A 20375-nucleotide genomic window follows, 5' to 3' on the forward strand; every position below is an offset into this window, starting at 1 on the left:
ATGAAAGGTAACATTGCTACAGCGGGAAATGCTCTTAAAGATGAAGCTCTCTCTCAGATGTCATGTGAAAATATAACTCATAATACGTATGATACATCGATTCCACCACGAGAATGCGTTGTGGTGGGGGGAACAACCCTTGCGGTGTTTTGCGCCGAGCAAATTCTGGCGGCTGGGCATACCATACAAGCAGTGCTACCTACTGATAATGTTCTACAAACGTGGGCTGCCCAGCAAGGGATTGCTTGTGTGAATTCGGTTGAGGCATTACAAGAACAAATCACGTCACAGCCTGTCGATTGGCTTTTTTCAATCGTCAACCCAATCATTTTGCCAGAATCACTAATTAAACAAATTCGTAGCGGGGCTTTTAATTATCACAATAGCCCACTACCACGTTATGCGGGCAGTCATGCGACTTCTTGGGCGTTGTTAGCCCGAGAGACCCATTACGCTATTTCTTGGCACTGCATTGAAGGCGGTGTAGATGCCGGCGATATTGCTGTGCAATGGCCAGTATCAATTGAAGAACAGGATAACGCTTTCTCGTTGAATCTGAAGTGTTATCAAGCGGCTCAGAAAGGATTTGTTGAACTACTAAAAAATCTGGGGCGCGACGCACTGGTGACTTATCCTCAAGATCTCTCGCAACGGAGTTTTTATGCTCAGTCGCGTCGTCCCGATTGGGGGGGATATTTGTGTTGGGAGCAGTCGGCAGAAGTCCTGTCAGCTTTAGTGCGAGCATTGGATTTTGGGGAAAATTATTTAAATCCATTGGGTTGCCCGAAACTGTTACTGAGGCATGGCCCGGTACAAATTTCCTGGCTTGAGCGGTTGAACACATGCTCTCAGGGGATACCCGGTACGTTGATTAGTGTGGAGGAGGATGCCTGGCAGGTGACGACCAGCAGTGAGGATGTGCGGATCGGGGGATTCGCTACCCTTGAAGGTCATTTGTTGTCTGCCAAAGAACTTGCCGATATATCGGAACTTAGGCCGGGCAAACAGCTTCCTTTGCTCTCCTCACAACAAGCGCAGAATGTAAAAGATACCCTGCAAACACTCGCACCCAGTGAACCATTTTGGTATAAGCGTCTTGCCTCGTTACAACCCCTCCAGTTACCTTTTGAAATCATTGGGAAACAGGCAGAACCCCGATGGGGAATGAGTCCCTGGCAGCCTCCATTGCTAAAAAACGCTGGAGAAGATCCATTACAGGCATTGTTGCAGGTATTCGTTATCTATCTTGCGCGTTTGACTCAGCAGACTGAACTGCAAATCGGTTGGTGTGTGGATGAGGCAAACGATAAACCAGATATATTGACCGGGTTGTCATCGGTGGCGCCGATGGTTGTTAAGGCGGCGTTTGATAAGCCGTGGTCTGTGGTAGCTGATTGGGTTGATGATGAACTTGCTCGATTGGCACGGCACCGCACATTTAGTCGAGATCTTCTCTCCCGTTCTCCTTCACTGCGGGCTATCCCGGAATTAAGAACAAGCCAGCCGTGGCAGATCGCCGTTTCTGTGATACAGGATGACAAATCGTGTGATCAGACGGTATCCGGCGAATTGCTGACGTTCCAAATGAATGCGCAGGGCGGTTTTCGCTGGATCTATGATGAAAATCGCTTGAGTCCAGAAGTTATTCTGCGGATGAGTGAGCATTTGCAGGTGCTGGCGTCATCAAAAAGGATGAGTGATGAAATCCCCATTGGACAGCTTAATTTATTACCTGAGGCTGAACGCAAGCTGTTATTGGAAACTTGGAACGCCACGGAAACCGCCTATCCTGAGGCGTTATGTGTCCATCAGTTGTTTGAACAGCAAGTAGAGAAAAAACCGGAGGCAACGGCACTGATAGCGGGAGATAAAATCTTCAGTTATATGGAACTGAATACCCGCGCCAATCGGTTAGCTCGTCAGCTCATTGCTCAAGGGGTGTGTCCCGGTGATCATGTTGCATTTCTGCTAGCACGCTCGATGGAGCTAGTCGTCGCCCAATTGGCGATTCTCAAAGCCGGGGCCGTTTACGTACCGATTGATCCCAGTGTGCCGGATGAGCGGAAAAACTGGCTAATAAGTGATTGTTCCGCCAGATTGTTGCTTACCGATACACAGGCGGATATTCCGGCTAATCTGGCTGTGCCGCTGTTTTATCTCTCGGATGAGACAGACATAGGTCGCGAGGAAGAATACCTTAACCTTGACTTACCGCGTTCCAGCACCGAGTTAGCGTATATTATGTACACCTCCGGTTCTACCGGGACGCCCAAAGGGGTATTGGTGCCGCATCGTGCGGTGGTCCGGTTGGTTATTAATAATGGCTATGCTGAAATTGGACCGGATGATCGGGTGGCTTTTGCCGCTAATCCGGCTTTTGATGCCAGCACGTTTGAAGTCTGGGCGCCGTTGCTTAATGGCGGCGCGTTAGTGGTTGTTGAGCACGCTACTTTGCTGACGCCGCAGGCGTTTGTACAGGCTTTACAGGTTCAGCAAATAACCGTTCTGTGGTTGAGTGTCGGATTGTTTAACCGGCTGGCAGCGGAACTATCTCCGGTTTTGCCGCAGATAAAGCTGCTGATTGTCGGCGGAGACGCTCTTGATCCCCATGTTATCGGTCAGGTACTGAATACCAGTCCGCCACAACAGCTATTAAATGGTTATGGGCCAAGTGAAGGCACCACCTTTACGGCAACATACCGAATCAATTCAGTAGCGCCGGGAGCGACCAACATCCCGATTGGCCGACCGGTAGCTAACACACGGGTTTATCTGTTGGATGCCTATGGTCAGCCGGTACCGTTAGGGGCAGTCGGAGAGATTTATGTGGGTGGCGATGGGGTGGCCTGTGGTTATCTTAATCGGCCTGAATTGACCGCTGAACGTTTCCTTGTCGATCCGTTCAGTGATAACCCGGATGCTCGTCTATACCGCACCGGGGATTTGGCGCGTTATTTGCCGGACGGTAATCTGGAATTCCTGGGCCGAAACGATCAGCAGGTTAAAATCCGCGGCTTCCGCGTGGAGTTAGGAGAAATCGAAACTCGGTTAGCAGAGCACCCAATGGTGCGTGAAGCGGCGGTGTTAACATGGGGAGATGGTCAGGAAAAACGGCTGGCGGCCTATGTGGCGGCGGAAGCTCGTGACGGGTTGGTGAACAGCCTGCGTGATCATCTGCAAGCTATTTTGCCTGACTACATGGTACCGTCAGCCTTTGTGCGGCTGGATGCCTTTCCATTGACGCCGAATGGTAAATTGGATCGTCGTGCGCTACCGGCACCGGATGGTGAAGCCTTTGCCCGTCAAGTTTACGCCGCGCCTCAGGGAGAAACAGAAATAGCGCTGGCGGCGATTTGGCGTGAATTATTGGGGATTGAGCAGATCAGCCGGTATGACAGCTTTTTTGCTCTGGGTGGTCATTCGCTACTCGCGATACGGGTGGTTGAACGCCTGCGTCACCTGGGATTGACATTGACGGCGCGTGATATGTTCCAATCGCCGGTGTTGTCAGACTTGGCCCAAACATTGGGACAGCATCAGGCTGTGATAGTCCCGCCTAACGTCATCACCCCGGCAACTACGGCGCTGACGCCGGCGATGTTGCCGCTGATTGATTTAACTCAGGCTGACATTGATCGCATCGTCGGGCAGGTGCCGGGCGGGATCGCTAATATTCAGGATATCTATGCCCTGTCGCCGTTGCAGGACGGTATTTTATTCCACCACTTGCTGGCAAACGAAGGCGACCCGTATCTGTTGACGGGGCAGATGGCTTTTGCTGATCGGATTCTGCTGGATCGTTATCTGGCGGCGGTTCAACGGGTGGTTGATCGGCACGATATTCTGCGTACCGCTTTTATTTGGCAAGGATTGTCTGTCCCGGCGCAGGTGGTCTGGCGTCAGGCTACCTTGTCGGTGACTGAATTGACACTAAACCCGGTTGATGGACCCGTTAGTGACCAGCTAACCCGGCACTTTGATCCACGTCAGCATCGTCTCGACCTGAGCGAAGCGCCATTATTGCGTTTTGTCGTGGCGCAGGAAACGGATGGCCGTTGGATCTTGCTGCAATTGCTGCATCACCTGATTGGCGACCATGAAACAATGGAAGTGATGCACCGCGAAGTGCAGACATATCTAACGGGTCAGGAGGAGAACCTGTCTGCGCCGGTACCTTTCCGCAATTTGGTGGCGCAGGCTCGGCTGGGCGTAAGTCAGGAGGAACATACCCGTTTCTTTACCGAAATGCTGGCGGAGGTGGATGAACCGACGCTGCCATTCGGGCTGACAGAGGTGCACCGCGACGGCTCACAGGTGACGGAATTCCACCGGATGTTGACGCCTGAATTGAATGCGCGTCTGCGCGGTCAGGCTCGGCGTTTGGGCGTCAGTCTGGCGGCGTTATGTCATTTGGCTTGGGCGCAGGTGTTGTCGCGTACCAGTGGGCAGGAACAAGTCGTGTTTGGCACCGTACTGTTTGGGCGGATGCAGGCAGCGGATGGCGCTGACAATGGTATGGGGCTGTTTATTAATACCTTGCCGTTGCGGTTGGGTATCGATGAAACCCCGGTACGGGAGAGTGTACAGATTGCTCATTCCCAACTCGCCGGATTATTAGCGCATGAGCATGCGTCACTGGCGCTGGCTCAGCGTTGCAGTGGGGTTGCCAGCGGTACGCCGCTCTTTAGCGCTCTGTTGAACTATCGGCATAATGCCTTATCGGCAACGTCAGATGAGCTGATAGCCGGTATTGAATTTCTTGGCGTACAAGAGCGAACCAACTACCCGTTAGTGCTGTCGGTGGAGGATTTTGGCGATGCGCTGGGACTGACAGCTCAGGTAGTGCAACCGTTTGAGTCGGAACGGGTATGCGGCTATATGCAACAGACGCTGGAGAGTCTGGCGGAGGCCCTTGAGCAAGCCCCGGAGATGCCGGTTCGGGCATTGGAAATTCTGCCGGAAGCGGAGCGTACCTTGTTGCTGACAACCTGGAACGCCACGGAAACCGTCTACCCTGATCAGTTATGTATCCATCAGTTATTTGAACAGCAGGCGGAGAAAACGCCTGACGCGATAGCATTAGTGTGTGAAGGACAGACTCTCAGTTATGCCGAATTAAATGCCCGTGCTAACCGATTGGCTCGTCAGCTCATTGCACAAGGGGTATGTTCCGGCGATCATGTCGCGCTCCTGCTAGCGCGTTCAATAGAACTGGTGATGGCCCAATTGGCGATTCTCAAAGCCGGCGCTGTTTACGTGCCGATAGATCCCAATATGCCGGATGAGCGGAAAAATTGGCTAATAGGTGATTGTTCCGCCAAATTACTGCTCACCGATACACAAAGAGATATCCCGGCGGATCTGGCTGTACCGCTGTTTCATCTCTCAGATGAGGCAGATACGGGCTGCGAAGAAGATCGCCTTAATATTGACTTACCGCGTTCCAGCACTGAGTTGGCGTATATTATGTACACTTCCGGTTCTACTGGGATACCCAAAGGGGTTCTGGTGCCGCATCGTGCGGTGGTCCGGCTGGTCATCAACAATGGCTACGCTGAAATTGAACCAGATGACCGAGTGGCCTTTGCCGCTAATCCGGCTTTCGATGCCAGCACGTTTGAAGTCTGGGCGCCGTTGCTCAATGGCGGCGCATTAGTGGTTGTCGATCACGCCACTTTGCTGACGCCGCTAGAGTTTGTACAGGTTTTACAGATTCAACGAATTACTGTTCTGTGGTTGAGTGTCGGATTGTTTAACCAGTTGGCAGAGGAATTGTCTCCGGTTTTGCCGCAGATAAGGCTCCTGATTGTTGGCGGAGATGCTCTTGATCCTCATGTTATCGGTCAGGTATTGCGCACGAATCCGCCACAACAGCTATTAAATGGCTATGGGCCGAGTGAAGGCACCACCTTTACGGCCACATACCGTATCAATGCAGTAGCGCCGGGAGCGACCAACATCCCGATTGGCCGACCGGTAGCCAACACGCGGGTTTATTTGTTGGATATTTATGGTCAACCGGTGCCGTTGGGGGTGGTCGGAGAGATTTATGTGGGTGGCGATGGGGTGGCCTGTGGTTATCTTAATCGGCCTGAATTGACCGCTGAACGTTTCCTTGTCGATCCGTTCAGTAATAACCCGGATGCCCGTCTGTACCGCACCGGGGATTTGGCGCGCTATCTGCCGGACGGCAATCTGGAGTTCCTAGGCCGCAATGATCAGCAGGTTAAAATCCGCGGTTTCCGCATTGAACCAAAGGAAATTGAGGCCCGGTTGGCCGAGCATCCAACGGTGCGTGAGGTTGCGGTGTTGGTACAGGGGGAAGGACAGAACAAACGGCTGGTGGCCTATGTGGTGGAATCAGAGAATGACGGTCTGGTGGACAGCTTGCATACTCACCTGAGTACCATTTTACCTGACTATATGGTACCAACGGCCTTTGTGCGGTTGGATGCTTTTCCGTTGACCCCGAATGGTAAGTTGGATCATCGGGCGCTACCGGCGCCGGACAATGAAATGGTTGCCCGTCAGGTTTATGCCGAGCCTCAGGGGAAAACAGAAATCGCATTGGCGGCGATTTGGCGTGAATTACTGGGGATTGAGCAGATAAGTCGGTATGACAGCTTTTTTGCTCTGGGTGGTCATTCGCTGCTCGCTGTGCGTATGATTGGACGCTTGCGTCACCTGGGATTGACATTGACGGCGCGTGATCTGTTCCAGTCGCCGGTGCTGTCAGACTTGGCGCAAACGTTAGGACAGCATCAGGCAGTGATAGTGCCGCCTAACGTCATTACGCCAGCAACCACAGAGTTGACACCGGCAATGTTGCCGCTGATTGATTTGACTCAAGCTGATATTGATTGCATCGTCGGACAGGTGCCGGGAGGGGTAGCCAATATTCAGGACATCTATGCGCTGTCGCCATTGCAGGATGGTATTTTGTTCCACCATTTGCTGGAGAATGAAGGTGATCCCTATCTGTTAATCAGTCAGATGGCCTTTGCTGACCGGAATCTGTTGGATCGTTATCTGACAGCGGTTCAGGGGGTGGTTGATCGCCATGATATTCTGCGTACCGCTTTTATCTGGCAGGGATTGTCAATTCCGGCACAGGTAGTCTGGCGTCAGGCTACTTTATCGGTGACGGAACTGACACTAAACTCGGCTGATGGTCCGATCAGCGACCAGTTAACCCGGCGTTTTGATCCGCGTCGTCATCGCCTTGATTTGAAGGAAGCCCCGTTATTACGTTTTGTGGCAGCGCAAGAAACTGATGGCCGTTGGGTCCTGCTGCAATTGCTACATCACCTGATTGGCGACCATGAAACGATGGAAGTGATGCACCGTGAAGTGCAGGCGTACCTGACAGGTCAGGAGGCGAGTCTGCCTGCGCCGGCGCCTTTCCGTAATCTGGTGGCGCAAGCTCGGTTGGGGATGAGTCAGGAAGAACATACCCGTTTCTTTACTGACATGTTAGCGGAGGTAGATGAACCCACGTTACCGTTTGGGTTAACGGAAGTGCATCGTGATGGCACTCAGGTGGCTGAATCTCACCGGATGTTAGCGTCTGAGCTTAATAATCGTTTGCGTAGTCAGGCTCGACGTTTGAGTGTGAGTCTGGCGACCTTGTGTCATTTGGCATGGGCGCAGGTATTGGCGCGTACTAGCGGGCAAGATCAAGTGGTGTTCGGTACTGTGCTGTTTGGCCGTATGGCAGCGGGAGACGGGGCTGACAATGGCATGGGGCTGTTTATTAATACCTTGCCGTTGCGGTTGAATATGGATGATACCCCAGTACAGGACAGTGTACAGACCGCCCATACCCGATTGGCCGGATTATTAGCGCATGAACATGCGTCACTGGCGCTGGCCCAGCGTTGCAGCGGTGTGCAGGGTGAGATCCCTCTGTTTAATAGCTTATTGAACTATCGGCACAATACTTTGCCGGTAACGTCAGGTGATTTGATAAGCGGTATTGAGTTTCTTGGCGCGCAGGAGCGGACCAACTATCCATTAATGCTATCGGTGGAGGATTTTGGCGATGCTCTAGGGCTGACGGCTCAGGTAGTGCAGCCGTTTGATCCGGAAAGCCTATGCGGTTATATGCAGCAGGCGCTGGAGAGCTTGGTGACAGCGCTGGAACAGGCCCCGGAAATGCCGGTACGACAGTTGGAAATTCTACCGGAAGCGGAGCGTACCTTGTTGTTAGAAACTTGGAACGCCACGGAAGTCGCCTATCCTGACCAGTTGTGCATTCATCAATTATTTGAACAACAGGTGGAGCAAACCCCGGACGCGCCAGCGTTAGTGTATCAAGAACAAACTCTCAGTTATGCCGAATTAAATACCCGTGCTAACCGTCTGGCTCATCAACTTATCGCACAAGGCGTCGTACCCGACCAGCGGGTAGCGATTTGTGTGACACGCTCACCGGCAATGGTGGTGGGATTGCTGGCGGTGATGAAAGCGGGCGGGGCTTATGTGCCGTTAGATCCGGCTTATCCTGGCACGCGTCTGGCTCATATTCTGACTGATGCTGCTCCGGCCGTGGTGCTGGCGGATAAGGCCGGTTGGTCTGCACTGGGTGAGGAAGCGCTGGCTGGGCTCACGGTACTGGACCCGAATATCTCGCCTGATCAGTCGGATAGTAATCCACAGGTATCTGGGCTGACCTCCCAGCATTTGGCCTATGTGATTTACACTTCCGGCTCTACAGGAGTGCCCAAAGGGGTGATGATTGAGCACCGCAATACGGTTAACTTCCTGTACTGGGCTCAGCAGGCTTTTGAAACCGAAGAGATCCGTAAGGTGCTTTTCTCAACGTCGATGAATTTCGACCTGTCTGTTTTTGAATGTTTTATGCCGTTGTGCCGTGGCGCGGCGATTCATCTGGTGGAGGATGCCCTGTCATTGATACAGCATGCTCTGTCGGTGACTTTGATTAACTCAGTTCCATCGGCGATGAAACCGTTATTGCAGGCTCAGGCGCTGATGGCGTCGGTTCATACGGTCAATCTGGCGGGGGAACCGCTTAAAGGCGCCTTAATTGAGCAGATTTTCGCAGAAACGCAAATACAGCGGTTGTGTAATCTCTATGGACCTTCTGAAACGACAACCTATTCTGCCTGGCTGCCGATACAGCGGGGTGACCGGATCATTGAAAGTATCGGGCGTCCGATAGCCAACACCGGCCTTTACTTACTGGATGAGTATGGTCAACCGGTGCCGTTAGGCGTGGTGGGGGAAATTTATATCGGCGGCGCGGGAGTGGCGCGTGGCTACCTCAATCGTCCTGACTTGACGGCGGAACGGTTCTTGATTGATCCGTTTAGTGATAAACCTGATGCCCGCATGTACCGCACTGGGGATTTAGCTCGTTATTTGCCGGACGGCAATCTGGAATTTCTGGGCCGTAACGACCAGCAGGTTAAAATTCGCGGCTTCCGCATTGAACCGGGTGAAATTGAATCCCGGTTGGTGGAACACCCGGCAGTGAGTGAGTCTGTGGTATTGGCGCAGGGAGAAGGGCAGGAAAAACGGCTGGTTGCCTATGTAGTGGCGGAATCCCATGAGGGGCTGGTAAATAGTCTACATACCTACCTGAGTGCCATGTTACCGGATTATATGGTACCGTCAGCTTTTGTGCGTCTGGATGCGTTTCCGTTAACGCCGAACGGTAAATTGGATCGTCAAGCGCTACCGGCGCCGGACAATGAAGCCGTTGCCCGTCAGGTTTATGAAGCGCCTCAGGGAGAAATGGAAATGGCGCTGGCGGCGATTTGGCGTGAAGTTCTGGGCGTTGAACAGATCAGCCGGTATGACAATTTCTTTGCTCTGGGCGGCCATTCGTTGCTGGCAGTGCGGGTGATGAACCGGGTAGCTGGTTTGGGTATTGAATTGCCGTTAACCACCCTGTTTAAATCCCCTTCGTTAAGGGCATTTGCTGAGGCTATGCAGACCCGGCAGAAGCAACCGGATACTATTCTGCCAGCCATTGTGCCGATATCCCGTGATGGGGCGTTACCGTTATCATTTGCTCAACAACGCTTATGGTTCCTGGCACAGCTTGAGGGCGTCAGTGAAACTTATCATATTCCGATGGCCCTGCGTTTGTGTGGTGAGTTGGATATCATGGCCTGGCAGAAGGCATTGGATACCTTATTTGCTCGCCATGAAGCATTACGTTCTGTCTTTGTCTCTGTAGATGGTCAGCCACAAGTGCGGCTGTTGGAGCCAGATAGCGGCTTACTGTTATCTCAATATGATCTGCGTGGGGTTCCGGATGCGGATGGGGTGCTTGAACGCTTGAGCGTGGAGGAAGCCCATGCGTCATTTGACCTTGAAAGTGGTCCGCTTATCCGCGCCTGTCTTATCCGGATCGCCGATGACGAATATCAATTTTTGCTAACTCAGCATCACATAATTTCCGATGGCTGGTCTGCCAATGTGCTGGTACAGGAACTGAATTTACTCTATACGGCGTTTATGGCCGGACAGTCAGATCCATTGCCGCCGTTGGCGATCCAATACCCGGATTATGCCGCCTGGCAGCGTCAGTGGCTGTCGGCTGAACGTATTCAGGCTCAATCTGACTATTGGCGTGCCATGTTGGCTGATGCGCCGGTTCTGTTGGATTTGCCTACTGATCGGCCTCGTCCGCCGGAGCAGTTGTTTGCCGGACAAGCCGTGCCGGTTAACCTGGATGTGGCGTTAACGACCGCCCTTAAGCGCTTGAGTGAGCAGCAGGGCGTCACCTTATTTATGACGTTGTTGTCAGCTTGGGCGATAGTCCTATCGCGCCTGTCAGGTCAGGACGATGTGGTGATTGGCACACCGAGCGCAGGCCGTGGCCGTCGGGAAGTTGAGTCGTTGATTGGCTTCTTTGTCAATACGCTGGCGTTGCGCATGGATTTATCAGGTGAGTTGACCGTGACGGAATTACTGGCGCGAGTTCGGCAAACCGCATTGGCGGCACAGGAGCATCAGGATTTACCGTTTGAACAGGTGGTGGAAATCGTGCAACCACCGCGCCGACTGGCGCATACCCCGTTATTCCAGGTGATGTTTGCCTGGCAGAACAATGAAACTACGGAATGGGGATTACCGGGGCTGGCGGTGTCGCCGGTCGATCAAGCCGTTGATGTTGTTAAGTTTGATCTTGAGCTTAACCTGTTAGAAGAGGAAGGCGGGATTGTTGGTACATTGAGTTATGCTACGGCTCTGTTTGATCCATCGACAATGGAACGGCAGGTGGAATATCTGCATGCGGTGCTGAAAGCGATGGCGGCTAATCCCCAACAGCCGGTCAGAGAAATGGATATCCTTTCTCCGGCAGAGCGCAAATTGTTGCTGGAAACTTGGAACGCCACGGCAACAGCCTACCCTGAGACGTTATGTGTTCATCAATTGTTTGAACAACAGGCAGCGAAAACGCCAGAAGCGGAAGCCTTAGTGTGTGAAGGGCAGACTCTCAGCTATGCTGAATTAAATGCTCATGCTAACCGGTTGGCCCATCAGCTTATTACATTAGGGATAAAGCCGGATCAACGGGTGGCGATTTGCGTGTCGCGTTCACCGGCGATGGTGGTGGGATTGCTGGCGGTGATGAAAGCGGGCGGGGCTTATGTGCCGCTAGACCCGACTTATCCTGGCGGACGTTTGGCACATATCCTACATGATGCTGCTCCGGCTGTTGTGCTGGCGGATAAGGCCGGCAGGGTTGCACTAAGCGAGGAAGCGCTGGCTGGATTAACGGTACTGGACCCGAATGCCTTGCCTGATCAACCGGATAGTAATCCACAGATATCTGGGCTGACTTCTCGTCATCTGGCCTATGTGATTTACACCTCCGGTTCTACGGGAACGCCTAAAGGGGTGATGATTGAGCACCGGAATACGGTTAACTTCTTGCATTGGACTCAGCAGGCTTTTGAGACGGAAGAGATTCGTAAAGTACTTTTCTCAACGTCAATGAATTTTGACCTGTCCATTTTTGAATGTTTCGTGCCGTTGTCTCGTGGGGCGGCGATTTATCTGGTGGATGATGCCCTATCATTAATGCAGCATGCCTTGCCGGTGACCTTAATCAACTCAGTTCCGTCGGCAATGAAACCGTTATTGCAGGCTCAGGCGCTGATGGCGTCGGTTCATACTGTCAATCTGGCGGGGGAACCGCTTAAAGGCGCCTTAATTGAACAGATTTTCGAAAAAACGCAAATACAGCGGTTGTGTAATCTTTATGGACCTTCTGAAACGACAACCTATTCTGCTTGGTTGCCGATACAGCGGGGCGACAGAATCATTGAAAGTATCGGCCGTCCGATAGCCAACACCAGTCTTTACTTGTTGGACGAGTATGGTCAACCGGCGCCGTTGGGCGTGGTGGGGGAGATTTATATCGGCGGCGCGGGAGTGGCGCGTGGCTACCTCAATCGCTCAGACTTGACGGCGGAACGTTTCCTGATTGATCCGTTTAGTGATGCGCCGGATGCCCGGATGTATCGCACCGGAGATTTAGCCCGTTATTTGCCGGACGGCAATCTGGAATTTTTGGGCCGAAATGATCAGCAGGTTAAAGTTCGCGGTTTCCGCATCGAACCGGGGGAAATTGAGGCCCGGTTGGTAGAACATCCGGCGGTGAGTGAATCTGTGGTATTGGCGCAAGGGGATGGGCAGGAAAAACGGCTGGTGGCCTATGTGGCGGCAGAAGCCCACGAAGGGTTGATTAACAGTTTACGTGAACATCTGAGTGTTCAATTACCTGACTACATGGTGCCGGCGGTCTTTGTGCGGCTGGACGTATTGCCATTGACGCCGAACGGTAAGCTGGATCGTCAAGCGTTACCGGCGCCGGACAATGAAGCCGTTGCCCGTCAGGTTTACGAAGCGCCTCAGGGAGAAACGGAAATGGCTCTGGCGGCGATTTGGCGTGAAGTCCTGGGGATTGAGCAGATCAGCCGGTACGACAATTTCTTTGCTCTGGGCGGCCATTCGTTGCTGGCGGTGCGAGTGATGAACCGGGTAGCTGCTTTGGGTGTTGAACTGCCATTAACCACCCTGTTTAAATCCCCTTCGTTAAAAGCATTTGCTGAGGTCATGCAGGTTCGGCAGGAGCAACCGGATACTATCCTGCCCGCTATCGTGCCGATATCCCGTGAAGGGGAATTACCATTGTCATTTGCTCAACAGCGCTTGTGGTTTCTGGCGCAGCTTGAGGGCGTCAGTGAGACTTATCATATCCCAATGGCCCTGCGTTTGTGTGGTCAACTGGATATTGCGGCTTGGCAGAAGGCGCTGGATACCTTATTTGCTCGCCATGAAGCGTTACGTTCTGTCTTTGTCTCTATTGATGGTCAACCGCAAGTGCGGTTGTTGGCGCCGAATAGCGGCTTACTGTTATCTCAATATGACCTGCGCAAGATCCCAGATGCTGATATTGTTCTTGAGCGTCTGAGCGTGGAGGAAGCCCACGCGTCATTTGACCTTGAAAGCGGCCCGCTTATCCGTGCTGCTCTCATCCGGCTCACTGATGACGAATATCAGTTTTTGCTGACTTTGCATCACATTATTTCCGATGGCTGGTCTGCCAATGTGCTAATACAGGAACTGAACACGCTCTATACGGCATTTATGGAAGGGCAATCAGATCCGTTGCCGCCGTTGGCGATTCAATACCCGGATTACGCCGCCTGGCAGCGTCAGTGGCTGTCGGCTGAGCGTATTCAGGTTCAGTCTGACTATTGGCGTGCGATGTTGACCGACGCGCCAGTCTTGCTGGATTTGCCTACTGACCGGCCCCGTCCGCCGGAGCAGTCGTTTGCCGGACAGGCCGTGCCGATTAACCTGGATGTGGCGCTAACGACGTCTCTGAAACGCCTGAGTGAGCAGCACGGCGTCACCTTATTTATGACGCTGTTGTCAGCTTGGTCGGTGGTTCTGTCACGTTTGTCAGGTCAGGAAGAGGTGGTGATTGGCACCCCGAGCGCAGGCCGTAGTCGTCAGGAAGTGGAGCCATTGATTGGCTTCTTTGTCAATACGTTGGCATTGCGTATGGATTTATCGGGTGAACTGACCGTGACTGAGTTGCTGGCGCGAGTCCGGCAAACCGCATTGGCGGCACAGGAGCATCAGGATTTACCGTTTGAACAGGTGGTGGAAATCGTACAACCGCCGCGCCGATTAGCGCATACCCCATTGTTCCAGGTGATATTTGCCTGGCAGAACAATGAGGGTACGGACTGGGAACTGCCGAAGCTGGCAGTCTCACCGGTCGATCAAGCTGTTGATGTTGTCAAGTTTGATCTTGAACTGGGCTTGTCAGAAGAGGAGGGCAGGATTGTTGGGGCGTTGAATTATGCCACCGCCCTGTTTGATCCATCGACGACGGAGCGGCAAGTGGAATATCTGCACGCGGTGCTGCAAGCGATGGTGACTGATCCTCAACAGCTAATCGGAGAAATTGATATCCTGTCTCCGGCGGAGCGCAAGCTGTTACTGGAAACTTGGAACGTCACGGAAACCGCCTATCCTGATCAGTTATGCATTCATCAGTTGTTTGAACAACAGGTAGAGCAAACCCCTGACGCGATAGCATTAGTATATGAAGATCAAACTCTCAGCTATGCCGAATTAAATACCCGCGCTAATCGGTTGGCTCATCAGCTTATCGCACTGGGCGTGGTACCCGATCAGCGAGTGGCGATTTGTGTATCACGTTCACCGGCAATGATCGTGGGGGTATTGGCAATACTGAAAGCCGGCGGCGCTTATGTACCGTTGGACCCGGTTTATACCGGGGAGCGTCTGGCACATATTCTGACTGATGCCGCCCCGGCTATTGTGCTGGCGGATGATACGGGACGTAATGCGCTGGACGAGAAAACGTTGGCTGCTCTGACGGTGCTCGATCCTAATATCTTGCCTGATCAGCCGGATGGCAACCCACAGGTACCAGCATTAACCGCACAGCATCTGGCCTATATAATTTACACCTCGGGTTCGACAGGCACGCCGAAGGGGGTGATGGTCGAACATCGTAATATCCAGCGTTTGTTTGATGCGACTGAATCCTGGTATCACTTTAACCGACAAGATGTTTGGTGCCTGTTCCATTCCATCGCGTTTGACTTCTCGGTATGGGAATTATGGGGAGCGTTACGCTACGGCGCTAAACTGGTACTGGTGCCGCACGCCATTGCCCGCTCTCCTCAAGAGCTGCATCAATTTGTGTGCCAGTACGGCGTCACGGTATTAAATCAGACGCCGAGCGCGTTCAAAGCCTTTATTGCCAGTTATGTTGCTAATCCATTACCGGACCAGTTGCGTTATATCATCTTTGGGGGAGAAGCTCTTGAACCGGGAATGTTACGACCGTGGTATCGCCTGCGTGAAGAGACATCACCAAAATTGGTGAATATGTACGGTATCACGGAGACCACAGTTCATGTGACTTATCGGGAACTGCATCCGCATGATGTGGAACAGACGACCAGCCCTATTGGTGAGCGTATTCCAGATTTAACCCTTTATCTGTTGGATAAATACGGTCAGCCAGTACCGTTGGGGACAATAGGGGAATTGTATGTTGGGGGTGCCGGTGTAGCACGGGGTTATCTGAATCGCCCTGAACTGACGGCGGAACGTTTCTTGGTTGATCCGTTTAGTGATCAACTGGGCGCTCGTATGTACCGTACTGGGGATTTAGCCCGTTATCTGCCGGATGGCAATCTGGAATTCCTGGGCCGCAACGACCAGCAGGTTAAAATCCGTGGTTTCCGCATTGAACCGGGGGAAATTGAGGCGCGATTGGTAGAACACCCAGCGGTGAGCGAATCGGTGGTGTTGGCGTTGGGCGAAGAGCATGGAAAACGGCTGGTTGCTTATGTCGTGGCGCCAGAGGATGAGGGGCTGGCAAATAGCTTGCGTACCTACCTAAGCGCTCTTTTACCAGATTATATGGTGCCAACGGCCTTTGTGCGTCTGGATGCGTTTCCGCTAACGCCGAACGGTAAATTGGATCGTCGAGCCTTGCCGGCACCAGACGGCGAAGCGTTTGCTCGTCAGATTTATGAAGCGCCGCAAGGGAAAACGGAAATTGCATTAGCGACCATTTGGCGTGAGTTGTTAGGTATTGAACAGATTAGCCGACACGATAGCTTCTTCGCACTGGGTGGTCACTCTCTGCTGGCGGTACGGATGATTGAACGTTTGCGTCATCTGGGGCTGACACTGGCCGTGCGTGATCTGTTCCAGTCTCCAGTGTTGTCTGAACTGGCGCAAACGTTGGGACAGCACCGTGCTGTGGTGGTGCCGCCGAATGTCATTACGCCAGCGACGACGACACTCACTCCGGGAATGTTGCCGCTGGTAGATCTGACTCAGGCTGACATTGACGGTATCATCGAGCAAGTGCCGGGTGGGATGACTAATATTCAGGATATTTATGCCTTGTCACCGTTGCAGGACGGTATTTTGTTCCACCACTTACTGGCGAACGAAGGTGATCCGTATTTAGTGGTTAGTCAGATGGTCTTTGCTGATCGCGCTTTGTTAGACCGTTATTTTGCGGCGGTGCGACAGGTGGTTGAACGTCACGATATCCTACGTACCGCTTTTCTCTGGCAAGGATTATCTGCGCCGGTGCAGGTAGTCTGGCGTCAGGCGCCTTTATCGGTCACTGAATTGACACTCGACCCGGCTGATGGGCCGATTGGCGATCAGTTGACTCAACGTTTTAGTCCGCGTCATTATCGCCTTGACCTGAATCAAGCGCCGTTGTTGCGGTTTGTGGCGGCGCAGGAAACCGATGGCCGCTGGCGAGTATTGCAATTGCAGCACCACCTGATTGGCGACCATACGACGATGGAAGTCATGAACCGGGAAATTCAAGCGTATCTTATCGGGCAAGGGGATAGCCTGCCCGTTCCGGCGCCTTTCCGTAATTTGATTGCTCAGGCTCAGTTGGGGGTTAATCAGGCAGAGTATATCCGCTTCTTTACCGATATGCTGACTGAGGTGGATGAACCAACATTACCCTTCGGGCTGACGGAGGTGCATCGTAATGGCTTGCAGATGATGGAATCACACCAAATGTTACCTCAGGTGTTGAATGATCGTCTGCGTGGTCAGGCGAGACGTCTGGGCGTTAGTTTGGCAACGTTGTGTCATTTGGCCTGGGCGCAGGTATTGTCGCACACCAGCGGTCAGGAGAAAGTGGTGTTCGGCACCGTCCTGTTTGGGCGCATGGCGGCGGGAGAAGGCGCTGACAGTGGGATGGGGCTATTTATCAATACTTTGCCGTTGCGGCTGGATATTGATGATACTTCGGTACAGGATAGTGTACGAGCAGCACACTCCCGATTAGCTGAATTGTTAGATTATGAGCATGCCTCATTAGCGTTAGCTCAGCGTTGCAGTAGGGTACAGGGTGAAATGCCGCTCTTTAGCGCCTTGTTGAACTATCGGCATAACGCGTTGCCAGTGGTTTCGGATGAAACCATGAGTGGTATCGAATTCCTTGGCGGGCAGGAGAGTAGTAACTATCCGTTTTCTTTATCAGTGGAAGATTTTGGTAATGCACTGGGGTTGACGGCTGAAGTTGTCCAGCCATATGAACCGGAACGGGTATGCGGCTATATGCGGCAAGCGTTGGAAAATCTGGCGGAGGCGCTTGAGTCGGCCCCGGAGACACCGGTACGGACGCTAAGCATTCTGCCCGAGGCTGAACGCACGTTATTATTGGAAACCTGGAACGCCACGGACACCCCGTATCCTGACCCGTTATGTATTCATCAGTTGTTTGAACAACAGGTGGAGAAAAATCCTGATGCCATAGCGCTGATATATCAGGAACAAACTCTCAGCTATGCTGAGTTGAATGCTCGCGCCAATCGACTGGCTCATCAACTGATTGCGTTGGGCGTAATGCCTGATCAGCGGGTGGTGATTTGTGCGGCGCGTTCACCGGCGATGGTAGTGGGAGTGCTGGCTGTGCTGAAAGCAGGGGCAGCTTATGTGCCGTTGGACCCCGCTTATCCGGGTGAGCGTTTGTCTTATATCCTGACTGATGCTGCGCCGTCTATTTTGCTGGCGGATAGTACTGGACGGACAGTATTGGGCGAGGAGGCGCTTTCGGGGTTGACCGTATTGGACCCGAATCTGTTACCTGACCAGCCGGACGGCAACCCATTAGTGACTGCATTAACGCCACAACATCTGGCCTATGTGATTTACACCTCCGGTTCAACCGGGCAACCGAAAGGGGTGATGGTAGAACATCAGGCGGTCTATCAACGTTATCTGGGGGTGAATGAACCCTATGCCATCACCGCGCAAGACCGGGTTTTGCAATTTGCGGCTTTTGCGTTTGATGTTTCAGTGGAAGAGTGCTTCTCGTCATTATGCAACGGAGCCACGCTAGTTATTCGTGATGATAGCTGGTTGACTTCGATGCCGGAATTTATTGCTTTAGCCCGGCAAAACCATATCACAGTGATGTTTCTACCGACCTTATTCTGGTCTGAACTGGCGGCCAGAGACAATGGATCACCGTTGCCGGAGTGTCTCAGGCTGATCATCATTGGCAGTGAGGCGGTCAAAAAGAATGCCATTCAGGATTGGTTTAAGCAGGAAGGCCACCGACCTCGGCTATTGAACGCGTATGGTCCGACGGAAAATACCGTGACGGCGACCTGTAAAGAAGTCGTCTCGTCGGCAGATGATCGTTCTATCGGTCGGCCGATTAAAAATACCTGTGTATATCTGCTAGACAAAGATGATCAACCCGTGCCATTAGGTTGCGCCGGAGAAATGTATATTGGCGGCGTCGGTGTGGCGCGGGGTTATCTTAACCAGTCGGCATTAAGTGCGGAGCGTTTTATACCCGATCCCTTTAGTGCGGTATCCGGCGCCCGGATGTATCGCACTGGGGATTTAGCTCGCTACCTGCCGAATGGCGAGTTGGAATTCCTTGGCCGTAATGATTATCAAGTTAAAATTCGTGGCTTCCGAATTGAACCGGGGGAGATTGAAGCTCGGCTGACAGAGTATCCTGCGGTACGCGAAGCGCTGGTATTGGCGCTGGATGACGGGCAGGACAAACGGCTGGTTGCCTATGTGGCGGCGGAAGCAGATGATGAATTGGTTAATAGCTTACGTATCCATTTGAGCGCTATTTTGCCCGGCTACATGATACCGGCGGCTTTTGTGCGTCTGGATGTTTTCCCGCAGACCCCGAATGGCAAGTTGGACCGCAGGGCATTGCCAGCGCCGGGAGAGGAGGCGTTTGCTCGTCAGGTCTATGAAGCCCCGCAAGGGAAGATAGAAACGATGTTGGCGGCTGTTTGGCGTGAGTTGTTAGGCACTGAGCAGATTAGCCGACATGACAACTTCTTTGCTCTGGGCGGTCATTCATTGCTCGTTGTACGGATGATTGAACGATTGCGGCGTGTAGGTCTGGGTATATCGGTGCAAACGCTATTCCAGAATCCAACACTTCGTGTTCTGGCGCAGTCCTTGGCTGAGCATAATGAAATCCGGGTGCCTGACAACCGTATTACACCGGATACCGTGGCGTTGACACCGGATCTGCTGCCGTTAATTGATCTGAATCAAACTGAGATTGACCTCATCGTTGAGCAAATACCGGGCGGGCTCAAAAATATTCAGGATATCTATGCCTTGTCACCGTTGCAGGATGGCATTTTGTTCCACCATCTACTGGCGAATGAAGGTGATCCGTATCTGTTGACGGGGCAGATGGCCTTTGCTGACCGGGCGATGTTGGATCGTTATCTGGCGGCGATTCAACGGGCCGTTGATCGGCATGATATTTTACGTACTTCCTTTATCTGGCAAGGATTATCAGTCCCGGCTCAGGTGGTCTGGCGTCAGGCCCCATTATCAGTGGCTGAATTGGTTCTGGACCCGGCTGACGGTCCGGTCAGTGAGCAGCTAGCCCGGCGTTTTGATCCGCGTCGGTATCGTCTCGATTTGAGACAGGCGCCATTGCTGCACTTTGTCATCGCTCAGGAAACGGATGGTCGTTGGTTGTTGCAGGAATTGCAGCATCATTTGATCGGCGACCATGAAACGATGGAAGTGATGCACCGCGAAGTTCAGGCGTATCTGACGGATCAAGAGGACAGCTTGCCTACGCCGACACCTTTCCGCAATCTGGTGGCTCAGGTCCGGCTAGGGGTGAGTCAGAAAGAACATACCCGCTTCTTTACTGACATGCTGGCGGAGGTAGATGAACCGACCCTACCGTTTGGGCTGACGGAAGTGCACCGTGATGGCTCGCTGGTGGCCGAATCCCACCGGATGTTGCCGATCGAGCTAAATAACCGTTTGCGTCATCAGGCGAGACATTTGGGCGT

Annotated in this window: 1 protein-coding gene (cut by a window edge); it reads left to right on the forward strand. The window is 52.8% G+C overall.

Annotated elements, in window-relative coordinates:
- Positions 1-20375, forward strand: partial view of a non-ribosomal peptide synthase/polyketide synthase gene (locus V2H77_RS16895; protein WP_341499733.1) — the 5' portion only. The gene runs 16030 nt beyond the window's last position; only the first 20375 of its 36405 coding nucleotides appear in the window; the start codon lies at positions 1-3; its stop codon lies off the right edge, out of view.

The sequence above is a fragment of the Photorhabdus sp. P32 genome (assembly GCF_038085095.1).
GTDB classification, from domain to species: Bacteria; Pseudomonadota; Gammaproteobacteria; order Enterobacterales; family Enterobacteriaceae; genus Photorhabdus; species Photorhabdus luminescens.